This window comes from Embleya sp. NPDC050154 (assembly GCF_044460165.1).
In the GTDB taxonomy this organism is placed as follows: domain Bacteria; phylum Actinomycetota; class Actinomycetes; order Streptomycetales; family Streptomycetaceae; genus Embleya.
This window is the reverse complement of sequence record NZ_JBITJP010000014.1, coordinates 260,644-286,285: the sequence shown is the minus strand read 5'-3', so window position 1 is coordinate 286,285 and position 25,642 is coordinate 260,644. Positions and strand designations below refer to the sequence as shown.

Here is a 25,642-nt window from a genome sequence, read left to right as displayed (position 1 = left end):
TCTCCGCGCTTCGCGCGTCGATCACTGGGGTGGGCGGGGGGCGGGGGCGCTGACGCGCCGGGGGGGCGGCGTTGGGGTGGCGTTGGGCTCGGGGTGTGGCCGTTGGGGTTGTGCGGCTTGGGTGTCGTGCGCGAGATGAGCGGGCCCGGCCGAGGACCTCGTGGCTCGGCGCCGCCGCGCATGAGGACCCTTTGCCCGGGGTGGGGGTTGAATCGGGGGATGTGGGCGGCCGGCTCTTGTAGGAGTCTACGAAGAGGTGGGTGCGGGGTGTGGGCGCTTTCATTTCTTCCACCCCTGGTTGGCTCCACTCGGGTGACTGTGTACTTCTCGTAGGTGCAGCGCACCGCGATGACCCGCATTGGGGATCGGCATTTCCCGCGCGAGTCGCGGGCATCGGATAACTGCCTGCCATGCGGGCCGATTCGACTCACTCCGACCGAACTCTGGTTGCCGAGTGTCCAGACCGTGGGGGACTTTCCTGATGACCGAACAGACTTCTCCCGCTCGTACGCCGCAGGACCTCGACGAGTTGGTCGGTGGTGGCATCGGCGACAGCCCACTGCGGCCGGACGGGACGCTCAAGGTGCGCGGGCAGTACGCCTACTCGTCGGATCTGTGGGCGGAGGACATGCTCTGGGGCGCGACACTGCGGAGTCCGCATCCCCATGCGCGGATCAGGTCGATCGACATCGGGCCCGCGCTCGGGCACCCCGGTGTGTACGCGGTGCTGACCCACGAGGACGTCCCCGGTGAGAACATCTACGGCCTGAAGGTCGCCGATACGCCCGTGCTGGCCGAGGGCATCGTGCGCTACCAGGGCGAGCCGGTGGCCCTGGTCGCCGCGGATCACCCCGAGACGGCCCGGCGCGCGCTGGCGAGGATCGTGGTCGAGTACGAAGTGCTCGAGCCGATCACCGACCCGGAACGGGCCGCGCACGACGACACGTTGCCCAGGTTGCACCCCGGCGGCAACGTGGTGCGCTATCAGCCGATCGTCCGGGGCAATCCGGAGGCCGAGGCCGACGTCGTGGTGTCCGATGTGTACACCATGGGCATGCAGGACCAGGCGTTCCTGGGGCCGGAGTCCGGTTTGGCCATCCCGGCCGAGGACGGCGGGGTCGACCTGTTCATCGCCACCCAGTGGCTGCACGTGGACCAGAGGCAGACGGCGCGGGCGCTCGGGCTCCCGGTCGAGAAGGTGCGCTTCACCATGTCCGGCGTCGGCGGTGCCTTCGGTGGCCGCGAGGACCTCTCCATGCAGATCCACTGCTGCATGTTGGCGCTGCGCACCGGCAGGCCGGTGAAGATGGTCTACGGCCGGGAGGAGTCCTTCCACGGGCATGTCCATCGGCACCCGGCGAAGATGTACTACGAGCACGGCGCGACCAAGGACGGCAGGCTCGTCTACGTCCGGGCGCGGATGTACTTCGACGGCGGCGCGTATGCCTCCAAGACCCCGGTCGTGGTCAGCAACGCCACGTCGTTGGGAATCGGGCCGTACGAGGTACCCAACGTCAGGATCGAGGGTTGGGGCCTGTACACGAACAACCCGCCGTGCGGCGCGATGCGTGGCCTCGGCGCGGTGCAGCCCGCCTACGCCTACGAATCCCAGATGGACAAACTCGCCAAGGCGTTGGACATGGACCCGGTGCGGTTGCGCCGGCTCAACGCCATCGAGGAGGGCTCGACCCTGCACACCGGGCAGGTGCTGGACTACCCCGCGCCGGTCGCCGAGTTGCTGGACCGGGTCGAAAACATCCCGCTGCCGCCGGACGGCCGGAGCGGACCGGTGGACATCCGGGAGCTGCCGGGCGGCGCGGCCAACACCACGCACGGCGAGGGTGTCGTTCGGGGCGTCGGCTACAGCGTGATCATCAAGAACATCTCCTACGCGGAAGGCGCCGACGACTACTCCACGGCGCGGGTGCGGTTGCAGGCCATCGCCGGCAACCCGGTTGCGATGGTGCACACCGCGGCGGCCGAGGTCGGGCAGGGTCTGATCACCGTGCAGCAGCAGATCGCCCGCACCGAACTCGGCGTGGAGCGGGTGAACATCCACCCGAACGACACCAACGTCGGCGACGCGGGGTCGAGTTCGGCCTCCCGACAGACCTACATCACCGGCGGCGCCGTCAAGAACGCGTGTGAGGCCGTCCGCGAGGTGCTCTTCGAGCGGGTCGCCCGGCGTTTCGGCGAGAAGCCCGGGGACCTGTCGCTGGCCGGGGGCAAGGTCGTCTCCGAAGTCACCGGTGTCCTCGCCGATCTCGTCGACGTGCTCGGTGACGACGTGATCGAGGAGACCAGGGAATACCACCACCTGCGGACGTACGAGTTGGACCCGGTGAGCGGGCAGAGCCCGCGGGTGCACGTCCAGCACGCCTTCTCCGCGCACCGGGCGGTGGTGGACGTGGACACCGAATTGGGTCTGGTCAAGGTCGTGCAGTTGGACTGCGCGCAGGACGTCGGCAAGGCGATCAACCCGGACGCCGTCGTCGGGCAGATCCACGGTGGTTCCGCGCAAGGGCTCGGCCTGGCCGTGATGGAGGAGATCCAGGTCAGGGACGGGAAGATCCGCAACGCGTCGTTCACCGACTACCTGATCCCGACCATCATGGACATGCCGCCGATGACGGTGGACGTGATCGAAAGGGCCGACCCGAACTCGCCGTACGGGGTGCGTGGGGTCGGCGAACCGCCCACCATTTCCGCGACCCCGGCGATCGTGAACGCCATCCGCAACGCGACGGGGTTGAACCTGACCCACACTCCGGTCGCTCCGGAGCACATCTGCGGCGTCCGGCCGTCATGAACACCCGCGGGTGTCGCCGGCCGAGGTGAACTCGGGACGGCACCCGCAGGCCCACTTGTCACCCCGGTGCGTGCGGTGTTCCGCGTCGACAGCGCATCCGGGGATCCCCACACCGTCGCTAGGAGTGACCGTGACCACGCACACCCAAGGAACGAGCATCCGGGACCTCGAGCGCGCCTGGATGGACGAGGCGATCAGGTTGGCCACCGACAACGTGACCAATGGTGGTGGTCCGTTCGGCGCACTGGTCGCCAAGGAGGGCGTGGTTGTCGCGATCGGGCACAACCAGGTCACCGCGACCCTGGACCCGACGGCACACGCCGAGGTGAGCGCGATGCGCGCCGCCTGCAGGCAACTGGACGTCTTCTCGCTCGAGGGCTGCGTCCTGATCACCTCGTGTGAGCCGTGTCCGATGTGCCTCTCGTCCGCCCTGTGGGCTCGCGTGGACCGGATCGTCTACGCCGCCGATCGGCACGACGCGGCGGTGGCCGGCTTCGACGACCGCAAGTTCTACGACCTGTTCGAGAAGAAGCCCAAGTCGATGTGGCCGACCCGGGTCGAGCGGTTGGACCTGCCGCACCGCACGGCCCCCTTCGACGCGTGGCTGGCCAAGTCCGACCGCGTCGCCTACTGAGGACACGGGTGACATGCGCGCCTTCGCCCGGGCGTCGGCGCGCTTTGCCGATCCCCGCCGGGGGTGTCCGGTCGGGCGGGCCGAGACGTGCGTCGGGCTCGGCAGGGGGTCCAACGCTCATGGTTCGGGCCGGCGGCGCCGATATGCCGTACATGGTCCGCGCGTCCGAGGTTCCCGATGTGGTGCCCCGAAGGGACGCGATGAGCACATGGGGTTGGTGAATGTTGTCGTGCGTGTCCTCGCCTGGGCGCTGCGATCGAGCCGTCCCGATCCGAGCGGCCCACACGAGGTCGAGGTCGAGCGCACCGCGCGCCCGAGCGGGCCTCGCGGGCCGGCCGCGCGCCCGGGCGGGTGGCCCGACTTCGTACCGCCCGCTCCCGTCGACGACCCGCCCGTGCCGGCGGCGACGAAGGTCGTCGGGTCGTATCCGATGTCGCCGGAGGAACTCGCCGAACGGCGCCGCACGGGTGTGGAACGTGCCCGGCGGCAGGCGCGGTTCGTCGCGACCGCGCACCGCGGACCGGGCTGACCGGGCCGGCTGGGCCGACGGGCCGACCGCGCAGCCGAAATCGACCGGTCCAGCCGGCTGCGGCCGGCGCGCACGGGGCCGCCGAGTCGACCGGCTCGATGTGGCGTGGAGCGGCGCGGCATGGTGGGCGCCGCGACGGCGGGCCGACCGGCCGGTTGCGCCATAATCGGGGATTTCACCGGCTCGTGTGGGGCGACCGGGCCCGTGATCGTGTGGGAGAGACCGTGTTTCGTGGCGTTCGGACCGTCCTCGTCTTCGCCGCCGATCCGCGCCGGAGTGCCGGTTGGTGGGCCGAGGTGCTCGACGTCCCGGCCCGCTTCGACATCGACGGGGAGTCGGTGTACGCGTGGGTGGACATCGCCGGTGTCGAACTCGGCTTCCACCCGGCCGATCCGGAGCGCAATCCGCCGGGCGCGAGCACCGTTCCGTACTGGGGTGTGGACGACCTTGACGTGGTCCGGGATCGGCTTCTCGCGGCCGGGTGTGCGCATCATCGCGGCCCACTGGTGGTCGAGGCCGGGCGGCGGATCTGCCAACTCACCGACCCCTTCGGCTTCGTCTTCGGGCTGGACGGGCCGTAAGCGGTTGGCACGGCGTCGCCGACGGCCGGTCGGTGAGCCCGCGGGTCAGTGTGGACGCGGATCGGTCGGTTCCGGGGCGAGGACGCCTCGGGTCAGGCTGGTCATGATCGCGTCGACCACCTCGTGGCGGGGCAGGCCGTCCTCCTTCGCCGCCTCCCAGCCCGTGTAGAGCAGGGCCCAGAAAGTACGGCGGGCCCACCCGGCGGGGAGCGCCGGGGCGGTCGGCCCGCCGGCGCGGGTGAGGATCGTGTCGACCGGATCGTCGCCGCCGATCAGTTCGTCCCACAGGTCGGTGTCGCCGACGAGCGTGGGCTCGTTGTAGATGAACAACAGGATCGGACCCAGCGCGAACTGCTCCTCGACGACCCGGCGCAGCGCCGCGAGTGGCGGCCCGCTGTCCGGGCGGGCCCGGGCCACGGCGGCCTCGCTGAGCGTGATGACGTGCCGGGCGAGGGCGCGCAGGAGGTCGTGCCGCTCGGGGAAGTACCGGTGCAGCGTGGTGCGGCCGACCTCGGCCGCCGCGGCGATCTCGCCGAGCGACGCGGCGGGGGAGGCCGCGAACACCCTCGCGGCCGCGTCCAGGATCGCGGTCCTGGTGCGGAGTCGGGTGCCGGTTTCCGCAGCGTCTTTGGTCATGCCGGCAAAGGTACCACTATGACCCGTAATGGAAATCTGCTTGACCAAAATGGAACAGTCATGTTCCACTCGAAGCATGACGCAGCCCGCCATCCCTTCCGAGCGCCGGCCGAACGCCCGCCTGCTCTGGAGCTTCGTCCGCCCGCATCGCGCGCGGCTGGCCCTCGCGCTGCTCCTCGGCCTGGGTTACACCGGCACCGCGCTGGCGACCCCGCTCGCCACCAAGTGGATCCTCGACACGATCGACTCGCCGAACTCGCTGGTCGGGCCGATCGGCCTGCTGGCCGGACTGCTCGTGCTCGGCGCCGGGTTCGGGCTCGTGCAGTGGATCATGCTGGGTCGGCTCGCCGAGCGGATCGTCTTCGACGCACGCGAATCACTGGTCCGGCGCTTCTTTCGAGGCGTGCTGCCCGACCTCCAGTTCCGGCCGCCCGGCGAACTGGTCACCCGGGTCACCTCGGACACCGTCCTGCTGCGCGAGGCCGCCTCCTCCAGCCTGGTCGACCTGGTCAACGGGACCGTCTCGCTGGTGGGCACGATCGTGCTGATGGCGGTGCTCGACGTACCGCTGCTGCTGTGCACGCTGGTCGCGCTCGTCCTGATCGCGGTCCTGGTCGGCTTGCTGATGCCGCCGATCGCGCGGGCCCAACGGCAGGCCCAGGAGTCGCTGGGCAACCTCGGCGGCATCCTCGAAGGCGGACTGCGCGCGGTCCGGACGGTCAAGTCCAGCGGCGCCGAGCAGCGCGAGGGCGACCGGGTGATCGCCGAGTCCCGCGACGCGGCCCGGCACAGCGTGCGGGCGGTACGCACCGAGGCAATCGCCTGGACCATCGCCGGCAGCGGCATCCAGTTGGCCATCATCGTGATCCTCGCCTACGGCGCGTGGCGGGTGGGCGAGGGACGGATGGCCGTGTCCACCCTCGTGGCGTTCCTGCTGTACGCCTTCCAAATCGCGGAACCGGTGGGCGAGTTGACCACCAATGTGGCCCAACTCCAGGCCGGTGTGGCGGCGGCGGCGCGGCTGCGCGAAGCCGAGTCGATCCGGACCGAGGACCTCACCGACGGCGAGCCGGCCCCGGCACGGCACTGCGGCCCCGCCGCGCTCACCCTCGACAAAGTGTCGGTGACCTATCCGGGAGCCGAACGACCGGCCCTGTCCGAGCTGAGCGTCGACGTCCCGCACCGCGGCCACATCGCGATCGTCGGCCCGTCGGGGGCGGGCAAGACCACGATCTTCTCGCTCCTGCTGCGGTTCTACGAGCCGGACGGCGGACGCATCGACATGGCCGGCGTGCCGTACCGGCGGCTGAGCATCGGCGCGGTGCGGTCCCGGATCGCCTATGTCGAGCAGGAGACGCCGCTGTTGGCCGGGACGGTCCGGGACAACGTGCTCTTCCGGCACCCGGACGCGAGCGACGAGGAGGCGTGGACGGCGCTGCGCGCGGTGCACCTGGAGGAGACCGTTCGGCGGCTTCCGGGCGGCTTGCACGAGCCGGTCGCCGGCACCAGTCTCTCCGGCGGCGAACGCCAGCGCATCGCGGTGGCCCGGGCCATCGTCCGCCGCCCCGAGGTGCTGCTGCTGGACGAGGCCACCGCACAACTCGACGGCCGTACCGAGGCCGCCATCCACGACGTCATGCGCGAGGTGGCCGAGCACGGCGCCGTGGTCACCATCGCGCACCGGCTGTCCACCGTGGTGGACGCGGACCGCATCCTGCTGATGGACGGCGGCCGGCTCCGGGCCACCGGCACCCACGACCAGCTCCTGGCCACGGACGAGTTGTACAAGGAACTCGTCGCGGCGCTCCGCATCTCCACGACACCGGACCCGACGCCGACCGCGTGACCGCCGACCGTGAGCCCGCCGTGCGCGAGCGGTGTGCCCGATTCGTGTGCCCGCTGCCTTGGGTCAGGCCGGGTGCCGGATCGGTTCCAGCGCCCGGGCCGGTTTGACCACCTTCATCAGCGGCCCCGTCAGGGTCACCGCGAGCATCGCCGCGTCGTCCTCCAGCTTGCCGCCCACGTGCGCCAGCAGGCTCTGTTCGACCGCGTCCAGCATCGCCGCGGCGTCGTTGTGCGCGTGCGTGGTCAGGTGCCGGCCCAGCGCGTAGAAGGTGCCGGAGGTGTCCCGCGCCTCGGTCACCCCGTCCGTGTGCAGCAACAACACGTCACCCGGCCGAAAGCGCACGTGCTCCACCGTGCGCGTGGTGGTCGCCGGCAGCAGGCCCATGCCCAGCGGCAGTCCCGCCTCGGCGATCACCTCGCCGACCGTGCCGCCGCGGACCAGCAACGGCGACGGATGGCCGCACGCCAGGACCTGCATGGTGCCCTCGCCGGGGCACAGTTCGACCATCACCGCGGTGACGAAGTCCTCGCCGCCGAGCTGCCGGTTGAGGCTGCGATCCACCCGGATGCCGACCTCCGCCAGGGTCGGCGCCTCGTAGGCCGCCTCGCGGAAGGCGCCCAGCGTCCGGGCCGCCATGTCGACCGCCTCCAGACCCTTGCCGCGCACGTCGCCGAGCAGCACCCGCACCCCGTACGGCGTTTCCAACACCTCGTACAGGTCGCCGCCGATGGACGCCTCCTCGGCCGCCGCCCGATAGCGGACCGCGAAGCCGAAGCGGCCGATCGTCCTGGGCACCGGCCGCAGCAGGGCACGCTGGGCCACCTCGGCCACCGACTGCACACGATGCAGGCGGGCGTCCTGCCGCCGCCGCTCCCTGCCCACCCAGCACCCGAACAGGGTCACGATCAGGATCGCCGCCGAGACGCCGGTGGAGTGCTTGTAGTCGCCGTGGTCGCCGCTGTACATCTCCGGCCGCAACAGCAGACGGGTGATCAGCGCGACCAGGCCGGCCACCGCGGTCATCCAGGGCCGATACGCCATCGCCACCACGGCCGGCACGGCGATCAGCACCGCGTGCATGTCCAGGTAGTCCGGAGCGAACACCCGACTCACCAGCACTGCCACGTACAAACCCACTGCCACCGGAACTGCTCGGCTGGCGGGAAGGGCCATGGCAGGCATGTGTCGGGACCTTTCGTTGACGCGCAGGGGGACGGACCGACGCCGACTCCGTCCATCGTCACGTGCGCCGAGGCACACGGACAGGGGCGAAGGTCCCATAAGGTCTAAAACGTATCCAAACCTGGCCAAACAGGCACTTGACAACGCCGCCATTCGTGGCCGAACCCGGGCCCCACCCAGGCCATATGCTGCGCGCATGCCCCGTGACTCCGGCCCCACCAGGCGCCGCATCGTCGAGGCCGCCGAGATCCTGTTCGCGCGGCACGGTCTGGACGTGCCGTTGCAGGACATCACCCGCGCGGCGGGGCAACGCAACGCCGGCGCGATCCACTACCACTTCGGCGGTCGCGAGGGGCTGCTGCGCGCGATCGTCGAACAGCACGTCCCGGTCGTGTACGCGCGGCGCCAGGCACTGCTGGCCGCCGCCCGCGAGCGACCGGAGCAGATGTCCGGGTACGCCCGCGCGATCGTGCTGCCGATCACCGAGTTGCTCAACGGGTCGCCGGCCGACCGGGCGTACCTCCAGATCTCGGTGGAGCTGTTGCGCGACGCGACCTCGCCGATCACTCCGCTGCTCGGCGGCGAGGACGTCCAGGACGTGGTGGACGCGGTCGCGGCGGCCCGCCCCGAATCGGCCGTGACCGCGTTGCAGACCCGGACCTTCCTGGTCACCCAGATGGTCGGCATGTTGTGCGCGGCCCGCGCCGCGCGGCACACCCAGCCGCCCCGGCCGGACGGGATCGTCGCCACCGGCCTGCTCGGCCCGGAAGCCTTCGACGACCACCTGACCGCGATCGTCGCGGGCGCGCTCGCCGGCGGCTGAGCGGGTTCGGCCATCCCGCCCACCCGCCCGGGCCGCCTGCCGGCCCACCCCTCGCTTGCCGCGGCCCGCCCGACCGCCCGCCGATCCCCCCTCGCACCCGCTCCGCCCGGCCGCCGCGGCCACGCCCCGGAATCCCTTGACTCCTTCGACCCCTCGTATTAAACACACTTTTTAATTAACTGCATCAAGGGCTCTACCGAAGGACGAGGGAAGGGACGCCATGACGAACTACGACGTGGTCATCAAGGGCGGCATCGTCGTCGACGGTTCGGGAAACCCGCGTTTCCGGGGCGACATCGCGATCACCGACGGCGTGATCAGCCGGATCGGGCGAATCCCGGCCGAGGACGCGGATCGGGTGATCGACGCGACCGGCCTGATCGTCGCGCCCGGCTTCATCGACCTGCACACCCACTACGACGGCCAGGTCTTCTGGGACCCGTACCTGACCACGTCCGGCCCGCACGGCGTGACCTCGGTGGTCACCGGGAACTGCGGCTTCGGCTTCGCGCCGGTGCGCGAGGAGATGCGCGAGCGCGCGATGTTGTCGATGACCGCCGTCGAGGACATCCCCACCGAGACCCTGCGCGAGGGCATGCCGTGGGACTGGGTCACCTTCCCCGACTACCTGGACAGCGTCGACCGCACGCCCAAGGCGGTCAACGTACTGCCGTACGTGCCGGTGAACCCGCTGCTGATCTGGGTGCTCGGCCTGGAGCGGGCCAAGGCGGGCGCCGAACCCACCGACGCCGAGCACGCCGAACTCGCCCGCCTGCTGGAGGAGGCGATGGACGCCGGGGCATGCGGTTGGTCCGCGCAGTGTCTGGGCGAGCCGGGCAACCCGAACGGCCGACTGATGCAGGGCGACTTCGACGGCACGCCGATGCCCACCGACATCATGTGGCCGCAGACCCGCCTCGCGCTGGCCGAGGCGCTGGGCCGGCAGGGACGCGGCTTCATGCAGGTGTCCGGAACGCAGATCACCGAGGAGGAGTACGAGAACCTGGTCGAGGTCAGCGGCCGACCGCTGATCTGGAACGCGGTGATCGCCAACTCGCGCAGCGGCGGCCTGTACAAGCGCAAGATCGAATGGCTGCGACGCTGCCAGGAACGCGGTATCCCGATCTACGGCCAGGCGATGACGACCGACGTCCCGGTGCCGTTCAGCTTCCTGTACGGCGGCGTGTCCACCCGCCCGCCGGTGGCGGACATCTTCGCGGCCGAGACGGTCGAGGAGAAGATCGCGATGCTGAACGACCCGGCCGTGCGAGCGGAACTGCGCGAGTTCGACCCGCTGTTCTACCACCTGTACCCGGACATGAAGCTGCACCGCACCTTCACCGCCGAGTACAAGCAGTACGAGGGCCTGTCGTTCAAGGAGATCGGCGCGAAGCTGGACCGACACCCGGTGGACGTGCTGTGCGACGTCACCATCGCGGACGGGCTGACCACACAGGTGCACACCGGTCAGTTCAACGCGACCCTGGAGGGCCTGAAGGAACTCGTCGACTACGAGTACCTGCTGCCCGGCCTGTCCGACGGCGGCGCGCACCTGAAGACGCTGAGCGCGGGCATGTACGGCACGGAGTACCTGGTCGAGTACGTCCGCAAGCACGCCTGGACCTCGCTCGAACAGGCGCACTGGCGGCTCTCGGGTCTGCCCGCCCGCTGTGCGGGCTTCACCGACCGCGGCGTGCTCACCGAGGGCGCCGCGGCCGACATCATCGTCTACGACTACGACGAACTCGCTTACGGCGACCCCATGTTCGTACACGATCTGCCCGCCGGCCAACTCCGCACGGTGATCGATGCCAAGGGCTATCGCTACATCCTGGTCAACGGCCGGGTGACCATCGAGAACGACGAACCCACCGGCGTGCACAGCGGCGAACTGCTGCGTCACGGCCGGCGCGCCCGCTGACCCGACCCCTCCCCGTCCACCCACCGGCGCCGACGATCGCGCGCCGCGCGCCGCCCGTGGGGGCGCACGGCACCCGATCGTCGGCGCTTCGCGGTTCCGCGGCCGACCCGCCCGCCGAAGCGCCGACGGCCCGCCGGGTGGGTCGACGAACCCCGCACGTGTGGCGGTCCGGGTATCGGCCATGCGGTGGACGACCGCACCACCGACCGCGCGTCCTCGTGCGGGGCACGGCTTCGGCTTGGCAGTCTGGGCGGCAACCGCCGAGTGGGCGGTGGTGTCGCTCTGCGCGAAGCGAGGATTGCCATCGGAACGTCCCGTGACCTCGGATTCGATCCGGTCGAGCCGGAATCCGCCCCCGCGCGCACGCCCGAGACGCGCCGGCGGCGCGTCCTGATCGTGCTGATCGTGATCACGCTGGTGTCGATCGTCGGCGGATGGACGGCCGCGCGCTTCGTCCGGTCGCCCGAAGAGCGGGCCGCCGAGGCCAAGGCGCCGGCTCGATCGGTGATCTCGGCGACGGTGGACCGCCGGGTGCTCACGGACACCGTGGTGCTGCGCGGGACGGTCGCGGCGGAGCACACGGTCACGGTGGCGCCCCGGGTGTCGACGGGCGCGGGCAAGGACGGCGGCGGTACGACGAAACCGGTGGTGACCGGTGTTCGGGTTCGGGCCGGGGACGTGGTCGAGGCCGGGCAGGTGCTGCTGGAGGTGTCCGGGCGGCCGATCTTCGTGCTGCCCGGGGAACTGCCGGTGTACCGGGATCTGCGACCGGGCGGCGAGGGCCGCGATGTCGAGCAGTTGCAGGCCGCCTTGAAGGGACTCGGGTACGGGGTCGGGACGGACCGGGCGGGAACCTACGGGGCCGGGACGCGGACGGCCGTGGCGGCGTTCTACCGGGCGACCGGGTACGAGGTGCCGGTGACGGGCGAGGACGACGCGATCGCGGCCGCCGAGGACCGGGTCACCGGCGCGGAACGCGCGTTGGCCCGGGCCAGGGACGGGGCAGGGACGGGGGACGGGGTCGAGGCGGGCGACGTGACGTCGACGGGTGCCGCGTCGACCGCGGGTGAGTCGACTTCGGGTGAGTCGACGTCGAGTGGGTCGACGGCCACTTCGTCGGCGGCCACGGCTCGGCAGGTGCGTTACGCGAACGAGGACCTGACCAGGGCGAGGACCGCGCTGGCCGAGCTCAGGGCCAGGTCCGGTGCGATGGTGCCAGCTGCCGAGGTGGTCTTCCTGAGCCGCTTCCCCGCCCGGGTCGACACGATGCGGGCGGTCGTCGGCGACGAGGTGGAGGACAGGGCCCTGACGCTCTCGGTCGGCGATCCGATCGTGCGGGGATCGTTGGCGCCGCACGAGAAGAACCTGGTACGCCCCGGCCTGAGGGTGCGGATCCTGGTCGAGTCGTCCGGAATCGAGGCGACCGGCGAGGTCCGGTCGATCGCGGACACCCCGACCGCCGGGAGCGACGAGGGTCCCGCGCAGGGTGTCGCCGCCACGCCGGCCGCCGGCGGAGGGGGCTATCCGGTGATCGTCGTACCCACGGCGGCGTTGGATCCCGAACTGGCGGGGCGGGAGGTGCGGCTGAGCATCGAGGCGACCTCGTCGGACGGACCCGTGCTGGTCGTGCCGGTGTCCGCGGTGTCCGCGGGCGCGGACGGTCGAACCATGGTGACGGTGCTCGAATCCAGCGGTGCCCGGCGGCGGGTGGAGATCCGTGCGGGCACCTCCGGCGACGGATACGTGGAGGTGGCGCCGATGGCGGGCGCGTTGTCCCCGGGCGACCGCGTGGTGGTCGGCGCGAACCGCAAGGTCGCGGCACCCGTCCGCGCCGGTGCGCACCCGTGACGGGCGGGGCCCGGCGGGCACCGACCGGCGAACCGGTACAGCGGACCGCCCGGTCCCGCCGACGCCTGCGCGCGTTGTTCTCCCAGGCCCTCGCCGACATGCTCCATCGACCGGCCCGCTCGATCCTCACCGCCCTGGGCACCGTCCTGGGCGTGGGCACCCTCGTCGCCGTCGTGGGTCTGACCGCCGGTGCCGACCGCCGGCTCGACGACCGCTTCGACGTGCGCGCCGCCACCGAGGTGACCATCGAGGACACCGGCGGCGCCGACCCCGCCAACGAACCGCTGATGTTCAGCGCCGACGCCGACCGGCGCGTCGCCGCCCTCAACGGCGTCGAACACGCCGGTGTGCAGTGGACGGTCGAACTCCCGCCGGGCACCGAAGTGCGCGCCGCTCCCGTCGGCGGCGACCCGAACGCCCCGCGGATCCCCGTCCTCGCCGCCTCTCCCGGCTTCCTCCGGGCCGCCGGGCCGCACTGGGCGAGCGGCCGCGGCTACGACACCTTCCACGACGGGCGCGCCGAACAGGTGGCCGTCCTCGGCGCGGACGTCGCCGAGCGCCTCGGCGTCGGCACCCTGGACACCGCCCCGGCCGTGTTCGTCGGCGACACCCCCTTCACCGTCGTCGGCATCCTCGCCGGCGCCGACCGCCGGGCCGACCTGCTCCGATCCGTGCTCATCCCCCGCACCACCGCCGAACGCGTCTACGGCCCACCCGGCGGCGCCGACCGGGCCAGGATGCTGGTCACCACGAGGAACGGCGCCGCCCGCCAGGTCGCCGGCGAAGCCCCGTACGCGCTGCGCCCCGACGCCGTCGACGCGTTCCGGTCGATCCCGCCGCCCGATCCGCGCACCCTGCGCGGCCACGGCACCGACGACCGCGCCGCGCCGTTCCTCGTCCTGGCCGGGCTCTGCCTGCTCATCGGCGCCGTCGGCATCGCCGGGACCACGCTGGTCGCCGTCCTGGAACGCACCCGCGAGATCGGCCTGCGCCGCGCCCTCGGCACCGGAAGCCGCGACATCGCCGGCCGATTCCTCCTCGAATCCGCCGGCCTCGGGGCACTGGGCGGCCTCGTCGGCACCGCCCTGGGCACGATCACCATCGTCGTCACCGCTGCCGCGAAACACTGGCCCGCGGTCGTCGACCCCGCCATGCTCGCCGCGGGACCCCTGATCGGCCTCGCCATCGGACTCCTGGCCGGCCTGCCCCCCGCGTGGCACGCCGCCCGGATCGAACCCGCCGCCGCGCTGCGCCGCTGAGCCGAGGGCGTGGAGGGCCGGCGTCGAACGTCGCGGGTCGCGGGTCACGTGAAACTTCGGGCATGAACGCGGACCGGGCGCGGGTAAGCATGCGGCACGACGAACAAGGGGGCGCGATGTCGAGGAAGACCCGCAAGCGCAAGTCCCGTCGCAAGAACAGAGCCAACCACGGCCATCGTCCGGCCTGATCGAAGCACCGTCCCGAGCGCGCCGACCCTCGGCCGCCCGACATCGACGAGACGCGACCACCCGGTCACCGTCGGTGCCCCGAGCGGCACGATCGTCGGCGCGTTCGACCGTGCACGCCGCCCCGGTCGAACGGACGGCTCAGCCGTACATCCGGCGCATCGCGAAGGCGATCATCTGTTCTATGGCCTTCGCGTCGAACATCACCCGGTGTTCGCCGTCGAGGTCGAGCACGAAGCCGTAGCCGTTGGGAAGCAGGTCGAGCACCTCGGCGCCGGTGACCGTGAAGTGACGCGACTCCTCACCGGCGTACTTCTTGAGTTCGGCGAGGGAGCTGAACATCGGGATCACCGGCTCGGGGGTGTTGTGCAGGGCCAGGAAGCCCGGGCGATCACCTCTCGGGCAGAAGACCTTCGACGCTATGAAGATGGACTGGAAGTCCTCGCCGTTCATGACGCCCGTGGCGAACGCGCGCACGGCGTCGGTGAGCGCCGGCGCCTCCGCCCGGGCCTGGGATTCTTCCGTTGCGTAGCCGTACACACCACGAGGCTAGCGGGTCTCCGGCCCGGGTTTGAGCCCTCCGTCGAGACGGTCACATGTACCTGGTGGTAACCGGATGGGAACCTCTCGGGCATTGAAAAAGTTACCCATGGGTACGATCATTATGTTACTGACCAGTACACTGGGTCCAAGTTCAGTTCGGTCGTTCAGTTCAATCAGCGCAGTCCACGAGACGCAACCACGGGCGGAGCCTGTCATGGGTCACTACAAGTCGAATCTCCGCGACCTGGAGTTCAACCTGTTCGAGGTCTTCGGGCGCGAGCAGGTCTATGGCACGGGTCCGTTCGCGGAAATGGACGTCGATACCGCCAGGTCGATCCTGGCCGAGGTCGAACGCCTCGCCGTGAACGACCTCGCCGATTCGTTCGCGGAGGGCGACCGCAACCCACCCGTGTTCGACCCCGCGACGCACTCGGCCACGCTGCCCGAGGCGTTCAAGAAGTCGTACAAGGCATACATGGACTCGGAGTGGTGGCGCCTCGCGCTCCCCGAGAGCATGGGCGGCACCAACTGCCCGCGTTCGCTGCGCTGGTCGGTGGCCGAGTTGGTGCTCGGCGCCAACCCGGCGCTGTGGATGTACGCGGCGGGCCCCGACTTCGCCCAGGTGCTGCACACGCTCGGCACCGAGGAGCAGCGCAAGGTCGCAGGCTTCATGGTCGACCGCCAGTGGGGTTCCACCATGGTGCTGACCGAGCCCGACGCGGGTTCGGACGTCGGCGCGGGTCGTACCAAGGCGGTCCGGCAGGAGGACGGCACCTGGCACATCCAGGGCGTCAAGCGCTTCATCACCTCGGGTGACCAGGACATGACCGAGAACATCATCCACCTGGTGCTCGCACGCCCGGAGGGTGCCGGTCCCGGCACCAAGGGCCTGTCGCTGTTCGTGGTGCCGAAGTTCCACTTCGACCCGGAGACCGGCGAACCCGGCGAGCGCAACGGCGCCTTCGTCACCAACGTCGAGCACAAGATGGGCCTCAAGGTCTCCACGACCTGCGAGCTCACCTTCGGCGAGCACGGCGTCCCGGCGGTGGGCACGCTGGTCGGCGAGGTGCACAGCGGCATCGCGCAGATGTTCAAGATCATCGAGTACGCCCGGATGATGGTCGGCACGAAGGCCATCGCGACGCTGTCCACCGGCTACCTCAACGCGCTCGAGTACGCGAAGGAGCGCTACCAGGGCGCCGACCTCGCACAGATGACGAACAAGGCCGCGCCCCGCGTGACCATCACCCACCACCCGGACGTGCGCCGCTCGCTGCTCACCCAGAAGGCGTACGTCGAGGGTATGCGCGCGCTCGTGCTGTACACCTCCTCGTGGCAGGACCGGATCGAGGGCGCCGCGCTCGCCGGTGAGAGCGACGAGACCGCGGACCGGGTCAACGACCTGCTGCTGCCGATCGTCAAGGGCTACGGCTCGGAGAAGTCGTACGAGCAGCTCGCGCAGTCGCTGCAGACCTTCGGCGGCTCGGGCTTCCTTCAGGAATACCCGATCGAGCAGTACATCCGGGACGCCAAGATCGACACCCTCTACGAAGGCACCACCGCGATCCAGGGTCAGGACTTCTTCTTCCGGAAGATCGTCCGCGACCAGGGCAAGGCGCTGACCGTGGTGGCCGGCGAGATCCAGGAGTTCATCGCCGCGCACGCCGAGGGCGAACTGGCCGCCGAGGTCGGGCTGCTCGCGACGGCCGCCGAGGACGTCCAGGGCATGGTCGCCGCGATGATCAACCAACTGATGGCGTCCGAGCAGGAGATCGACTCGATCTACAAGGTCGGCCAGAACACCACACGGCTCCTGATCGCCGCCGGTGACCTGGTGGTCTCCTGGCTGCTGCTGCGTCAGGCCTCGGTGGCGCTGACGAAGCTGGCCGGCACGCCCGGTCGGGACGAGGCGTTCTACCAGGGCAAGGTGGCCGCGGCGAAGCACTTCGCCCGCGAGATCCTGCCGCTGCTGACGCCGCAACGCCTGATGGTGGAGCAGATCGACAACGCGATCATGGAACTCCCGGAAGCGGCTTTCTAGTCCTTCCGCGGATCGGGCCGGCGGCGAGGGCGTCCTGTGGACGACCTCGCCGCCGGCCCGTTTCGTGCGGCCGCGGCAGCGGGAGCGCACGGCGGCGGCGCTCCGGGTGGGGCGTAGTCTCGGGGCGGAGAGACCGTGACGATCTTCGCGGCCGGGCGGCCGCGGACCTTGGAGTATGTATGCCCTCGCCTCGCTTCGACCGGAGTCACACCGACGACTTGATCGAGTTCGTCGCGGCCAGTCCGTCCCCGTACCACGCGGCGGCGAACGTGGCCGCGCGACTGGAGGCCGCGGGCTTTCGGCGGCTGGTGGAGACGGCCGCGTGGGACGGCGGGGCCGGCGGGCGGTACGTGCTGCGCGGGGGCGCGATCGTGGCCTGGTACGTACCGGAGGGCACCGAGAGCACGCGCGGCTTCCGGATCGTGGGGGCGCACACCGACTCGCCGACCCTGCGGGTCAAGCCGCAGCCCGACACCGGGGCGGTCGGCTGGCGGCAGGTCGCCGTCGAGATCTACGGCGGGCCGCTGCTCAACTCCTGGCTCGACCGCGACCTCGGTCTGTCCGGCCGGATCGTGCTGCGCGACGGCAGCGAGCACCTGGTGTTCGTGGACCGACCGCTGCTGCGGGTACCGCAGTTGGCGATCCACCTCGACCGCTCGGTCAACGACGCGGGCCTGAAGTTGGACAAGCAGCAGCACATGACCCCGGTCTGGGGGCTGGGCCCGGTCGACGAGGGCGCGCTGATCCGGTTCGTGGCCGAGGAGGCCGGGGTCGCCGCCGGCGACGTCACCGGGTGGGACCTGATGGTCCACGACGTGCAACGGCCGAGCTACCTCGGGCGCGATCGCGAACTGCTCGCGTCGCCCCGGCTGGACAACCTGCTGTCGGTGCACGCGGGACTGGCCGCGCTGCTCGCGGCCGCGCACGACGGCGTCGCGCACATCCCGGTGCTCGGCGCGTTCGATCACGAGGAGACCGGCAGCGAGTCCACCACGGGCGCGGCCGGGCCGCTCCTGGAGACGGTGCTGAGCCGGATCGTCAGCGCCCGCGGCGGGACGTCGGACGACCGCGCCCGCGCGTTCGCCGACTCGTTCCACCTCTCCAGCGACGTCGGTCACGCCGTGCACCCCAACTACGCCTCCCGGCACGAGCCGGGCCACCACCCGGTGCCGGGCGGCGGCCCGATCCTGAAGGTGAACACCAACCAGCGCTACGCCACCGACGCGCGCGGCCGGGCCGTGTGGACCGCGGCCTGCGAACGTGCCGGGGTGCCCTCGCAGATCTTCGTCGGGATCAACTCGATCCCCTGCGGCTCGACCATCGGCCCGATCACCGCGACCCGGCTGGGCATCGAGACCGTGGACGTCGGCACCGCGTGCCTGTCCATGCACTCCTCCCGCGAACTGTGCGGCGCCGACGACCCGTTCCTGCTCGCCTCGGCAGCCGCCGCGTTCCTGGAGGGCTGAGCGAGGGCCGCACCGCGGCCGAACGCCGCCGCGAATCGGTGGGCATGGGTCGGAGGACTCCGGGTAGGCGCGAGCCGACAGGCAAATCGGGCGCAGCGCATACCCGCCGCACGTCAGCGGATCGGAGTGAACGAACTCATGGGCATCGGAGCGGGCATCCTGTTGATCGCGGTGGGCGCGATCCTGACTTTCGCCACCGACTGGAGCGTGTCCGGGGTCAACCTCGACGTGGTCGGCGTCGTACTGATGATCACCGGAGTCGTGGGCATCGCGCTGTTCCTGATGGTGTGGGGACCCCGGCGACGCAACACGCCGCTGAACCCGCCGCCGGCCGGCTACGTGCAACCGCCCGTCACGGGTGGCTACGTCGAGCCGCCGGTCGAGCGGATCGTCGAGGAACGGCCGACCCGCCGCTACTACCGACGCTGAGGACCATTTCGGCACCACCCCCCTGAAGACCGCGGCTCCGGAGCCCTCCCCCTCCCGCTCCGGAGCCGCGGTCGTCGCCGTTCACGGGAAGGACGTTGCCGGGCACCCTCGTTCTCGTTCGCGCGACCGCTCGGGGCGGCCGCGCTCGGGGAGCACGGCGACGCGGGTCGGCGGGGCGCCCGGCCGCCGACGTCACGTGTGCGGCATGCGCAGCTTGTGCACCCGGTGGGCGGAGGATTCCACCACGGTCAGGTAGAGCTCCTCGTCCAGATCCGCGACCACCGCCACCGCGGCCGGCTCGGCCAGGCCCTCGACCAGGGTCGTCACGAACCCGTCCGCGGGGTCGTAGCGGCGCAGCGCGCCGTTGTAGGTGTCCGCGACCACCACCGAGCCGTCCGGCAACGTGTCCACGCCCAGGGGGTGTTGGAACAGCGCGTGCTCGGCCGGGCCGTCCCGCAGGCCGAAGTCGAACAACCCTCGACCGACCACGGTCTCGATCCCGCCGTCCACCAGCCGACGCAGCGCCGAACTCTCCGCGTCCACCAGCCACAACGTGTGCTGGTCGGGCGAGACGGCCAGGCCACAGGGCTGGGCGAAGCTGGCGGTGTCGACCGGTCCGTCCTCCATGCCCTCGTCGGTGGTGCCGGCCAGCACCCCGACCCCCTCGCCCACCGGGTCGAACTCCCAGAGTTGATGCACACCCGCCATCGCCACGATGATCCGGCCGCCGAACCACGCGACGTCCCACGGGCTGGAGAGGTCGATCGTGCGGGCCGCGCCGTGGTCCTCGGTGCCGCGTCGGCGCGGGCGCCCGGTGCCCGCGACGGTACGGATCGAACCGGTGGCCAGCGAGACGCCGCGCAGCGCGTGGTTGGCGGTGTCCGCGACCACGACGTCGTACCGCACGTGCGCGGCCACCTCGGGCGGCAGCAGGGCCATGCCGTGCGGCTCGGCCAGCATCGCGTGCCGGGGCCCGCCGTCGAGCAGTCCGCGGCGCCCGGTGCCGATCCGGCGCAGCACCGTACGGCCGTCGTCGGAGAGTTCGGCCAGCGAGTGGTGCCCGGTGTCCGCGACCAGCAGCGCCCCGGAGGGCAGCCGCAGCAGGTGGCCCGGGAAGCGCAGGTCGGTACGCGGGCTCTCGGACCGCTCGAACTCCTCGGCGGCCCGGCGCAGCGTGCCCTTGCCTTCGTGTTCGACCACCAGGTCGGCGATCATCACCTCCAGTTCGCCGGCGTGGCCCTCGCCGGACAGTTGCGCGACCACGTAGCCCTCCGGGTCGACCACCACCAGGGTCGGCCACGCGTGCACCGCGTACTGCTTCCAGGTGCTCAGTTCGGGGTCGTCCAGGACCGGGTGGCGCAGTTCGTGTCGCTGCACCGCGCAGACCACCGCGCCGTGCTCGGCCTCGTGTTCGAACTTGGGCGAGTGCACGCCGATCACGGTCAGCACGTCGCGGTGGCGCTCCTCGAGCGGCCGCAACTCGGCCAGCACGTGGTGGCAGTTCACGCACGCCGAGGTCCAGAAGTCCAGCACCACGATCCGCCCGCGCAGCTCGGCCAGCGTCGGGCCGGGGCCGTCGGTGTTGATCCAGCCGCCGGAACCGGACAACTCGGGGGCCCGGACCCGGGCTCGGCGTGCGGTGCTGCTCATGGTTCGAAGTGAACCATCCGGGTCGGCCACAGGCCGCCGGCCGGCGCGTGTACGGGCCGCACCCCACCCAACCGGGTGTATCCGCGGCCGCACACCGGCGTTCCCCAAGGCGACTGAACGCCGGCATTTCGGGCAGTCTGCCCGACAACGCGTAGTCATCGTGGAGGCACAGTGTTCGGGGACGAGTACGACGGAGCCCAGCTCTATCCGGGAGTGGCTCCCGGGCGCTATCTCGTGCGCGAGAAGATGTTCGCGATCGGCGACGACTTCTGGGTCACGACGGAATCCGGCGAGAAGGTCTACCTGGTCGACGGCAAGGCACTGACCCTGCACGACCGGCTGGAGCTCAAGGACACCGCCGGCACGGTCCTGGCGACCGTGAAGAAGAAGATCATGAGCATCCATCACGCGATGAAGGTCGAGGACGCGACCGGCGAGACGGTCGCCACGGTGCGCAAGAAGATGTTCACCCCGCTGCACGAGGCATTCGAGGTCGACCTCGCGGTCGGGGTCGAACTGTCGGTGCGCGGCGACATGTTCCACCACGAGTACGGGATCGCCGGGCCGAACGGGCCGGTCGCGCAGATCACCCGCAAGTGGCTGCGGGTCCGGGACACCTACGGTGTCGACATCGCACCCGGGTGGGACCATGCGCTGATCATCGCCATCGCGGTGTGCGTGGACCGGTTGAGCAGCGAGGACGACGACTGATCCGGGGACGGCCGGCCGTTCGCGCCGGCGGGTCTCCGAACGCGGCATAGAACGAGCCCCTTCCACACGTCTGTTCGGGTGGAAGGGGGCACGGTTGAGATCCCACGGGGAAGACGAGTTCCGGACCTTCGTCGAGGACCGTCGAACAGCCCTGGTGCGCACCGCGTACCTGCTGTGCGGCGATCGCGACGAGGCCGAGGACCTGGCCCAGACCACGCTGACCAAGACGTACACGTCCTGGGCGCGGGTGGCCGAGGTGGAGAATCCGGACGCCTACGTGCGCCGCATTCTGGTGAACACCAATCTGTCCCGGGTCCGCCGACGTCGGGTGACGCACTTTCTCACCGACCGGATGCCGGACCGCGCCGGGCCCGATTCGACCGGCCGGGTGGCCGAACGCAGCGTGCTGATGGCCGCGTTGGCCCGGTTGCCGGCGGGTCGACGGGCGGCGGTGGTGCTGCGCTACTGGGAGGACCGCTCGGAGTCCGAGGTCGCGCAGATCCTCGGGTGCGCGGTGGGCACGGTGCGCAGTCAGACGTTCAAGGGGCTCGCCCAGCTCCGCAAGGATCCCCAACTGGCCGATCTGATCCCATGTCAGACGGAAACCCCCTCTACTTCGGACACGGAGGTGCGGCCATGGCCGACGACGGCACCGCACTGAGGGAGGCGTTCATGGCGGAGATTCGGGCGACGAAGCTGACCCCGCCCACGGCGGAGGCGGCGATCGAGCGGGCGGGCAGGCGCCGCGGCCGGCGGGCGTTCACGCTGGGGGCGACTGTGGCGACCGCGCTGGTGGTGGGCGGCGGCGGTGCGGTCATCGCCGGGGGTGTGCTGGACGAGGACGGCAGGTCCACCGACATCGTCTCGGTCGACGCCGGCACCAGGCCGCCCGGCGCGGGCCCGGACATCGTGGGCGCCGGCGTGGTGGCCGGGAAGCCGTGGAAGTACCGGGCCTGGACGGAGGGTCCGGAACGGACCTGCTTCGAGCAGGTCGAGCGGGGCGTGTTCGACGCGGCGGGGACAATGTGTGATGTCCGGCCCGGCCGCACCGCACAGGACAAGGCAACCGACCGGAACCGCTTCGGCGGCGGCGGCAGGTTCGGACGGGTGGCGGGTGAGGCGAACCTGTACGCGGCGGCGGTCCAGGGCGAGGTGTCCCCCGACGTGGACCACCTGGAGGTCACCTGGCGCGGTCACCGGGAGCCGGTGGTGATCCGGCCCGTGCAGATCGACCCCACCACACGCGTGTACGTACTCGTGGTGACCGCGCGCACGTCCGACCCCGCGTACGACCTCAAGGCGTACGACGCGGCGGGCAATGAGGTGAAGAACATCCACCTGTAGGACCGCCGCGGCGCGGCGCGCTCACAGCACCCGGTTCCGCAGGACCGGGAAGTCCTCCCGGGTCTTGGCCACCAGCGCCGGGTCGATCTCGGCGGTGAGCACGGTCGCCTCGGTGCCCGCCTCGGCGACGATCTCGCCCCACGGGTCGATCACCATGCTGTGGCCGCCCATCGCCTCGCCGCCCTGGGTGCCCGTCGCGTTGCAGGCGAGCACGAACATCTGGTTCTCGATCGCGCGGGCGCGGGACAACACCCGCCAGTGCTCGACCCGCCGCGCCGGCCACGCGGCGGGCAGCACCAGCACCTCCGCGCCCGCGTCCAGGATCCGCCGGAACAGCTCCGGGAAGCGCAGGTCGTAGCAGGTCGCCAGGCCCACCTCGGCCCACGGCATGCGCACCTGCGCGGTCTCGGTGCCGCGCGAGATCAACGCGGCCTCGCCGCCGGTGAAGCCGAAGCGGTGGATCTTGCGGTACGTGCCGCGCAGCGTGCCGTCCGGGTCGAAGACCAACGACGTGTTGTACAGGTTCTCATCCGCGCCGCGCTCGATGATGCTGCCGGCGTGCAACCACACGCCGGCGTCGCGGGCCGCGCGGGCCATGGTCTGGGCGACGGGTCCACGCACGCCTTCGGCGCCCGCCTCCCAGTCGTCGTAGACCCAGCCGGTGTGCAACCACAACTCGGGCAGCACCACCAGGTGGTCGCCGCGCCGGCTTCGGACCAGGGCGGAGACCTCGGCCAGGCGGTCCTGGGCGGGCACCGTCGGGTCGACGTCGAGTTGTACGAGCGAAACGCGCACTTTCCCCTCACCTACACCGCTTGCTTCCCGCGAACGGGCTGACCGCAGGATCTTCGGCAGCGTAACGTGCCTGCCAGGATCCGGGACCACGTCAAAGCAACGGTCGCACCCGTCCCGTCGACCGACGACGCAGCGACAAGAGGTAGTACGTGAGCAACGACCTGAAAACGCACGCCGACGCCTGGGAGCACTCGGTTCGCTCCCTCAAAGATCTGGTCTCCACCCTGACCGAGGGCCGGTGGAGCAGCGCGACCGAATGTCCGGGCTGGTCGGTCCGCGACATCGTGTCGCACGTGATCGGGATCGAGCTCGAACTGCTCGGCGATCCACGACCGATCCACACGCTGCCGCGCGATCTGCGGCACGTGCACGACGAGTTCAGTCGCTACACCGAGATACCCGTGGACGTCCGGCGCTGCCACACCTCACCGGAGATGACCGGCGAGTTGGAGTACGTGATCCTGCGTCGGCGTCGGATGCTGGACGAGTCCGACCGCGGCCCGGAGGACGAGGTGCGCGGCATCATGGGCCGCAGCGTCCCGTACCGGTTCCTGCTCACCCAGCGGGTGTTCGACGTGTGGGTGCACGAACAGGACGTGCGGCGCGCGATCGGGATGCCCGGCAACCTGGACTCGCCCGCCGCGCTGATCACCCGCGACTTCCTGCTGACCGGGCTGGCCCGGGTGGTGGCCAAGGACGCCAAGGCGCCCGCCGGTGCGTCGGTGGTGTTCGACGTGACCGGGCCGGTGGAGTTCATGCGCACGGTCACCGTCGACGAGAACGGCCGGGGCCGGTTGGACGGGCGGGTCCCGCTGGGACCGCTGGTGACGATCTCCACCGACTGGGAGACGTTCGTACGGCTGATGTGCGGTCGCGTCGCGGCCGCCCGGGCCGACGCCAAGATCGAGGGCGACCCCGATCTCGCGCGGCGGATCCTGGACAACATGGCCGTCACACCGTGAGCGGATCGGGCGGGGGTCAGCCGGCGTCGGGGACACTCTCGCGTTTTGGCACCCGCCCGGCCACCACGCACACGGGTTCGGTCGCGCGACCGCGACCGGCGACCTTGCGGGCGTAGCGCAACACCTGGACCACGCCCAGCAGTACCGGCACGGCCTGGACGGCCATCGCGACACGATAGGCGTTCAGGCCGTGCGCGCCCGCGCTCGGCTCGACCAGGTCCAGGACCAGACCGATCGCGAACAGGCACAGGGTCGCGGCGGCGAACCCGCCGACGTTGACGATGCCCGAGACCGTGCCCAGCCGCTGCGGCGGGTTGCCCGCCCGGGCGAACTCCATGCCGACCAGGGACAGCGCGCCACCCGGGCCGATCACCAGCGCGAGCACGACCAGCAGCCACAGCGGCGAGGGCTCGCTCGGGATCAGCACGGCCGCCCACAACACCGCGGCCAGCACCGGTTGGCCCACGCACAACACCAGCCTGCTGCCCGGCCGGCGGGTCACCAGCGGGCCGACCACCAGGCACGCGAACATGTTGATCACGATCGCGACGGTGAGCAGCGCGCTCGCGGTGCCCTTGGCCAGCCCCTGGCCCTCGACCAGGAACGGGAAGCCCCACAACATCAGGAAGACCTGCGGCAGGCAGCCGCACGCCCAGTGCGCCCACAGGCCGAGCCGGGTGCCGGGTTCGGCCCACGCCGCGCGGACCTGGGACCACATGCCGGGCCCGCCGACCGGCCGCACCCGACGCGCCGCGCCGGGATTGTCGCGCAGCACGCACAGGACCACGACCAGCACCGCCACGCCCACCCCGGCGGAGACCGCGAAGGTCCGACTCCAGCCGAACGCGTGCAGCGCCCCGGCCAGCGGCGTGGCACCGGCGAGGTTGCCGGCCATCCCGAGCAGCGCGGTCAACTGGGTCAGTACGGCAACGCGGTTCGCCGGGAACCACACCGCCACCACCCGCAACACGCTGACGAACGTCATCGCGTCGCCCATGCCGACCAGCACCCGGGCGAGCACGGCGCCGGTGAACCCGTGCGCGAACGCGAAGGTGAACTGACCCGCCGTCATCAGCACCAGGCCGCAGGTGAGCACCCGCTTGGCCCCGAACCGGTCGGTGAGCGCGCCGACGGGTATCTGGAGGCCGGCGTAGACGAGCAGTTGCAGCATCGGGAACAGCGACAACTGCGAGGCGGAGACCCCGAACCGCTCCTGTGCGTCGATCCCGGCCACGCCCAGGCTGCTGCGATGGAAGACCGCGACGACGTATACCGAGGCCGCGACCGCCCACATGATCCAGGCAAGACTTCCACCGGGCCGGAAGGGAGCAGGATCCGCGGATGGTTTCACAGTACATACACATTAGGGGACGCCCCCGGACATACGTACGGCCGGGCCCCGAAAAGGGCCCGGCCGCAGGGCCGTACACGAACCGCACGCGAACCG

General features: G+C 71.1%; 21 protein-coding genes and 1 pseudogene. 16 read left to right on the top strand and 6 right to left on the bottom strand.

What is annotated here, in order from left to right:
• The first annotated feature begins 481 nt into the window (after nt 1–481).
• The 4 genes from pucD (at nt 482) to ACIBSV_RS28550 (ending at nt 4,553) form a co-directional block, all read left to right on the top strand.
• Nucleotides 482–2,809: a xanthine dehydrogenase subunit D gene (gene pucD / locus ACIBSV_RS28565; RefSeq protein WP_395867909.1), complete on the top strand. Its 2,328-nt coding sequence runs from the start codon at nt 482–484 to the stop codon at nt 2,807–2,809.
• A gap of 130 nt (nt 2,810–2,939) precedes the next feature.
• Entirely contained in the window at nt 2,940–3,443 is a 504-nt protein-coding gene (locus ACIBSV_RS28560) for a nucleoside deaminase (RefSeq protein WP_395867907.1), read from the top strand.
• 229 nt (nt 3,444–3,672) lie between these two features.
• Entirely contained in the window at nt 3,673–3,972 is a 300-nt protein-coding gene (locus ACIBSV_RS28555; RefSeq protein ID WP_395867905.1) for a hypothetical protein, read from the top strand.
• A 224-nt stretch (nt 3,973–4,196) separates the two neighbouring features.
• A complete protein-coding gene (locus ACIBSV_RS28550; RefSeq protein ID WP_395867902.1) occupies nt 4,197–4,553 on the top strand; it encodes a VOC family protein in 357 nt (118 codons plus the stop codon).
• Between the two features lie 45 nt (nt 4,554–4,598).
• Here the strand turns inward: ACIBSV_RS28550 and ACIBSV_RS28545 are convergent, their stop codons facing one another.
• On the bottom strand, nt 4,599–5,189 hold the full coding sequence (locus ACIBSV_RS28545; protein ID WP_395867900.1) for a TetR/AcrR family transcriptional regulator: 591 nt from the start codon (nt 5,187–5,189) through the stop codon (nt 4,599–4,601).
• A gap of 76 nt (nt 5,190–5,265) precedes the next feature.
• On the opposite strand from ACIBSV_RS28545, the gene ACIBSV_RS28540 reads away from it, so the two are divergent.
• Nucleotides 5,266–7,035 carry an ABC transporter ATP-binding protein gene (locus ACIBSV_RS28540; RefSeq protein ID WP_395867898.1) on the top strand — a complete coding sequence of 590 codons (1,770 nt, stop codon included), beginning with the start codon at nt 5,266–5,268 and terminating at the stop codon, nt 7,033–7,035.
• A 63-nt stretch (nt 7,036–7,098) separates the two neighbouring features.
• On the opposite strand, the gene ACIBSV_RS28535 is transcribed toward ACIBSV_RS28540, so the two are convergent.
• Nucleotides 7,099–8,178, bottom strand: a complete 1,080-nt coding sequence (locus tag ACIBSV_RS28535; RefSeq protein ID WP_395867896.1) for a PP2C family protein-serine/threonine phosphatase — start codon at nt 8,176–8,178, stop codon at nt 7,099–7,101.
• Nucleotides 8,179–8,413: 235 nt separating this feature from the next.
• Here ACIBSV_RS28535 and ACIBSV_RS28530 point away from each other — a divergent pair, with 235 nt between their 5' ends.
• The 4 genes from ACIBSV_RS28530 (at nt 8,414) to ACIBSV_RS28515 (ending at nt 14,068) form a co-directional block, all read left to right on the top strand.
• Nucleotides 8,414–9,040 (top strand): TetR/AcrR family transcriptional regulator, encoded by a 627-nt coding sequence (locus ACIBSV_RS28530; RefSeq protein WP_395867894.1) that lies wholly within the window; start codon nt 8,414–8,416, stop codon nt 9,038–9,040.
• Nucleotides 9,041–9,260: 220 nt separating this feature from the next.
• Nucleotides 9,261–10,961: an amidohydrolase family protein gene (locus ACIBSV_RS28525; protein WP_395867893.1), complete on the top strand. Its 1,701-nt coding sequence runs from the start codon at nt 9,261–9,263 to the stop codon at nt 10,959–10,961.
• A gap of 186 nt (nt 10,962–11,147) precedes the next feature.
• The gene (locus ACIBSV_RS28520) at nt 11,148–12,809 is read left to right on the top strand and encodes a peptidoglycan-binding protein (RefSeq protein ID WP_395867891.1); all 1,662 of its coding nucleotides are present in this window, start codon (nt 11,148–11,150) and stop codon (nt 12,807–12,809) included.
• Nucleotides 12,806–14,068: an ABC transporter permease gene (locus ACIBSV_RS28515; protein ID WP_395867889.1), complete on the top strand. Its 1,263-nt coding sequence runs from the start codon at nt 12,806–12,808 to the stop codon at nt 14,066–14,068. The genes ACIBSV_RS28520 and ACIBSV_RS28515 overlap by 4 nt, the downstream gene beginning before the upstream one ends.
• A 327-nt stretch (nt 14,069–14,395) precedes the next feature.
• Here ACIBSV_RS28515 and ACIBSV_RS28510 read toward each other — a convergent pair whose 3' ends face one another.
• A complete protein-coding gene (locus tag ACIBSV_RS28510; RefSeq protein WP_020549161.1) occupies nt 14,396–14,794 on the bottom strand; it encodes an SseB family protein in 399 nt (132 codons plus the stop codon).
• Between the two features lie 217 nt (nt 14,795–15,011).
• On the opposite strand from ACIBSV_RS28510, the gene ACIBSV_RS28505 reads away from it, so the two are divergent.
• The 3 genes from ACIBSV_RS28505 to ACIBSV_RS28495 all read left to right on the top strand — a co-directional run bounded on the left by ACIBSV_RS28505 (nt 15,012) and on the right by ACIBSV_RS28495 (nt 18,733).
• Complete coding sequence (locus ACIBSV_RS28505) at nt 15,012–16,838, top strand: acyl-CoA dehydrogenase (protein WP_395867887.1); 1,827 nt, start codon at nt 15,012–15,014, stop codon at nt 16,836–16,838.
• Nucleotides 16,839–17,017: 179 nt separating this feature from the next.
• A complete protein-coding gene (locus ACIBSV_RS28500) occupies nt 17,018–18,304 on the top strand; it encodes a M18 family aminopeptidase (RefSeq protein WP_395867885.1) in 1,287 nt (428 codons plus the stop codon).
• 138 nt (nt 18,305–18,442) lie between these two features.
• On the top strand, nt 18,443–18,733 hold the full coding sequence (locus tag ACIBSV_RS28495) for a DUF6458 family protein (RefSeq protein ID WP_395867980.1): 291 nt from the start codon (nt 18,443–18,445) through the stop codon (nt 18,731–18,733).
• Between the two features lie 201 nt (nt 18,734–18,934).
• Here ACIBSV_RS28495 and ACIBSV_RS28490 read toward each other — a convergent pair.
• Nucleotides 18,935–20,383, bottom strand: a pseudogene (locus ACIBSV_RS28490) (thioredoxin-like domain-containing protein); the annotation flags it as partial.
• Nucleotides 20,384–20,554: 171 nt separating this feature from the next.
• Between ACIBSV_RS28490 and ACIBSV_RS28485 the strand changes: the two are divergent.
• The 3 genes from ACIBSV_RS28485 to ACIBSV_RS28475 all read left to right on the top strand — a co-directional run bounded on the left by ACIBSV_RS28485 (nt 20,555) and on the right by ACIBSV_RS28475 (nt 22,438).
• Nucleotides 20,555–21,094: an LURP-one-related/scramblase family protein gene (locus ACIBSV_RS28485; protein WP_395867883.1), complete on the top strand. Its 540-nt coding sequence runs from the start codon at nt 20,555–20,557 to the stop codon at nt 21,092–21,094.
• A gap of 94 nt (nt 21,095–21,188) precedes the next feature.
• Nucleotides 21,189–21,755 carry a SigE family RNA polymerase sigma factor gene (locus ACIBSV_RS28480; RefSeq protein WP_395867882.1) on the top strand — a complete coding sequence of 189 codons (567 nt, stop codon included), beginning with the start codon at nt 21,189–21,191 and terminating at the stop codon, nt 21,753–21,755.
• Complete coding sequence (locus ACIBSV_RS28475) at nt 21,731–22,438, top strand: hypothetical protein (RefSeq protein WP_395867880.1); 708 nt, start codon at nt 21,731–21,733, stop codon at nt 22,436–22,438. The genes ACIBSV_RS28480 and ACIBSV_RS28475 overlap by 25 nt, the downstream gene beginning before the upstream one ends.
• Before the next feature lie 21 nt (nt 22,439–22,459).
• Here ACIBSV_RS28475 and ACIBSV_RS28470 read toward each other — a convergent pair whose 3' ends face one another.
• Nucleotides 22,460–23,233: a carbon-nitrogen family hydrolase gene (locus ACIBSV_RS28470; RefSeq protein ID WP_395867879.1), complete on the bottom strand. Its 774-nt coding sequence runs from the start codon at nt 23,231–23,233 to the stop codon at nt 22,460–22,462.
• A gap of 149 nt (nt 23,234–23,382) precedes the next feature.
• Between ACIBSV_RS28470 and ACIBSV_RS28465 the strand changes: the two genes are divergently transcribed.
• On the top strand, nt 23,383–24,195 hold the full coding sequence (locus tag ACIBSV_RS28465; protein WP_395867877.1) for a maleylpyruvate isomerase family mycothiol-dependent enzyme: 813 nt from the start codon (nt 23,383–23,385) through the stop codon (nt 24,193–24,195).
• Between the two features lie 16 nt (nt 24,196–24,211).
• Here ACIBSV_RS28465 and ACIBSV_RS28460 read toward each other — a convergent pair whose 3' ends face one another.
• Nucleotides 24,212–25,489, bottom strand: a complete 1,278-nt coding sequence (locus ACIBSV_RS28460; protein ID WP_395867875.1) for a nitrate/nitrite transporter — start codon at nt 25,487–25,489, stop codon at nt 24,212–24,214.
• Between the last annotated feature and the right edge of the window lie 153 nt (nt 25,490–25,642).

Bases quoted from the DNA above. Each gene is read 5' to 3' on its own strand.
- ACIBSV_RS28525 (WP_395867893.1), top strand. From the start codon at position 9,261: ATGACGAACTACGACGTGGTCATCAAGGGCGGCATCGTCGTCGACGGT.
- ACIBSV_RS28460 (WP_395867875.1), bottom strand. From the start codon at position 25,489: ATGTGGGCGGTCGCGGCCTCGGTATACGTCGTCGCGGTCTTCCATCGC.
- ACIBSV_RS28530 (WP_395867894.1), top strand. From the start codon at position 8,414: ATGCCCCGTGACTCCGGCCCCACCAGGCGCCGCATCGTCGAGGCCGCC.
- ACIBSV_RS28475 (WP_395867880.1), top strand. From the start codon at position 21,731: ATGGCCGACGACGGCACCGCACTGAGGGAGGCGTTCATGGCGGAGATT.
- ACIBSV_RS28495 (WP_395867980.1), top strand. From the start codon at position 18,443: ATGGGCATCGGAGCGGGCATCCTGTTGATCGCGGTGGGCGCGATCCTG.
- ACIBSV_RS28505 (WP_395867887.1), top strand. From the start codon at position 15,012: ATGGGTCACTACAAGTCGAATCTCCGCGACCTGGAGTTCAACCTGTTC.
- ACIBSV_RS28540 (WP_395867898.1), top strand. From the start codon at position 5,266: ATGACGCAGCCCGCCATCCCTTCCGAGCGCCGGCCGAACGCCCGCCTG.
- ACIBSV_RS28545 (WP_395867900.1), bottom strand. From the start codon at position 5,189: ATGACCAAAGACGCTGCGGAAACCGGCACCCGACTCCGCACCAGGACC.
- ACIBSV_RS28500 (WP_395867885.1), top strand. From the start codon at position 17,018: ATGCCCTCGCCTCGCTTCGACCGGAGTCACACCGACGACTTGATCGAG.
- pucD (WP_395867909.1), top strand. From the start codon at position 482: ATGACCGAACAGACTTCTCCCGCTCGTACGCCGCAGGACCTCGACGAG.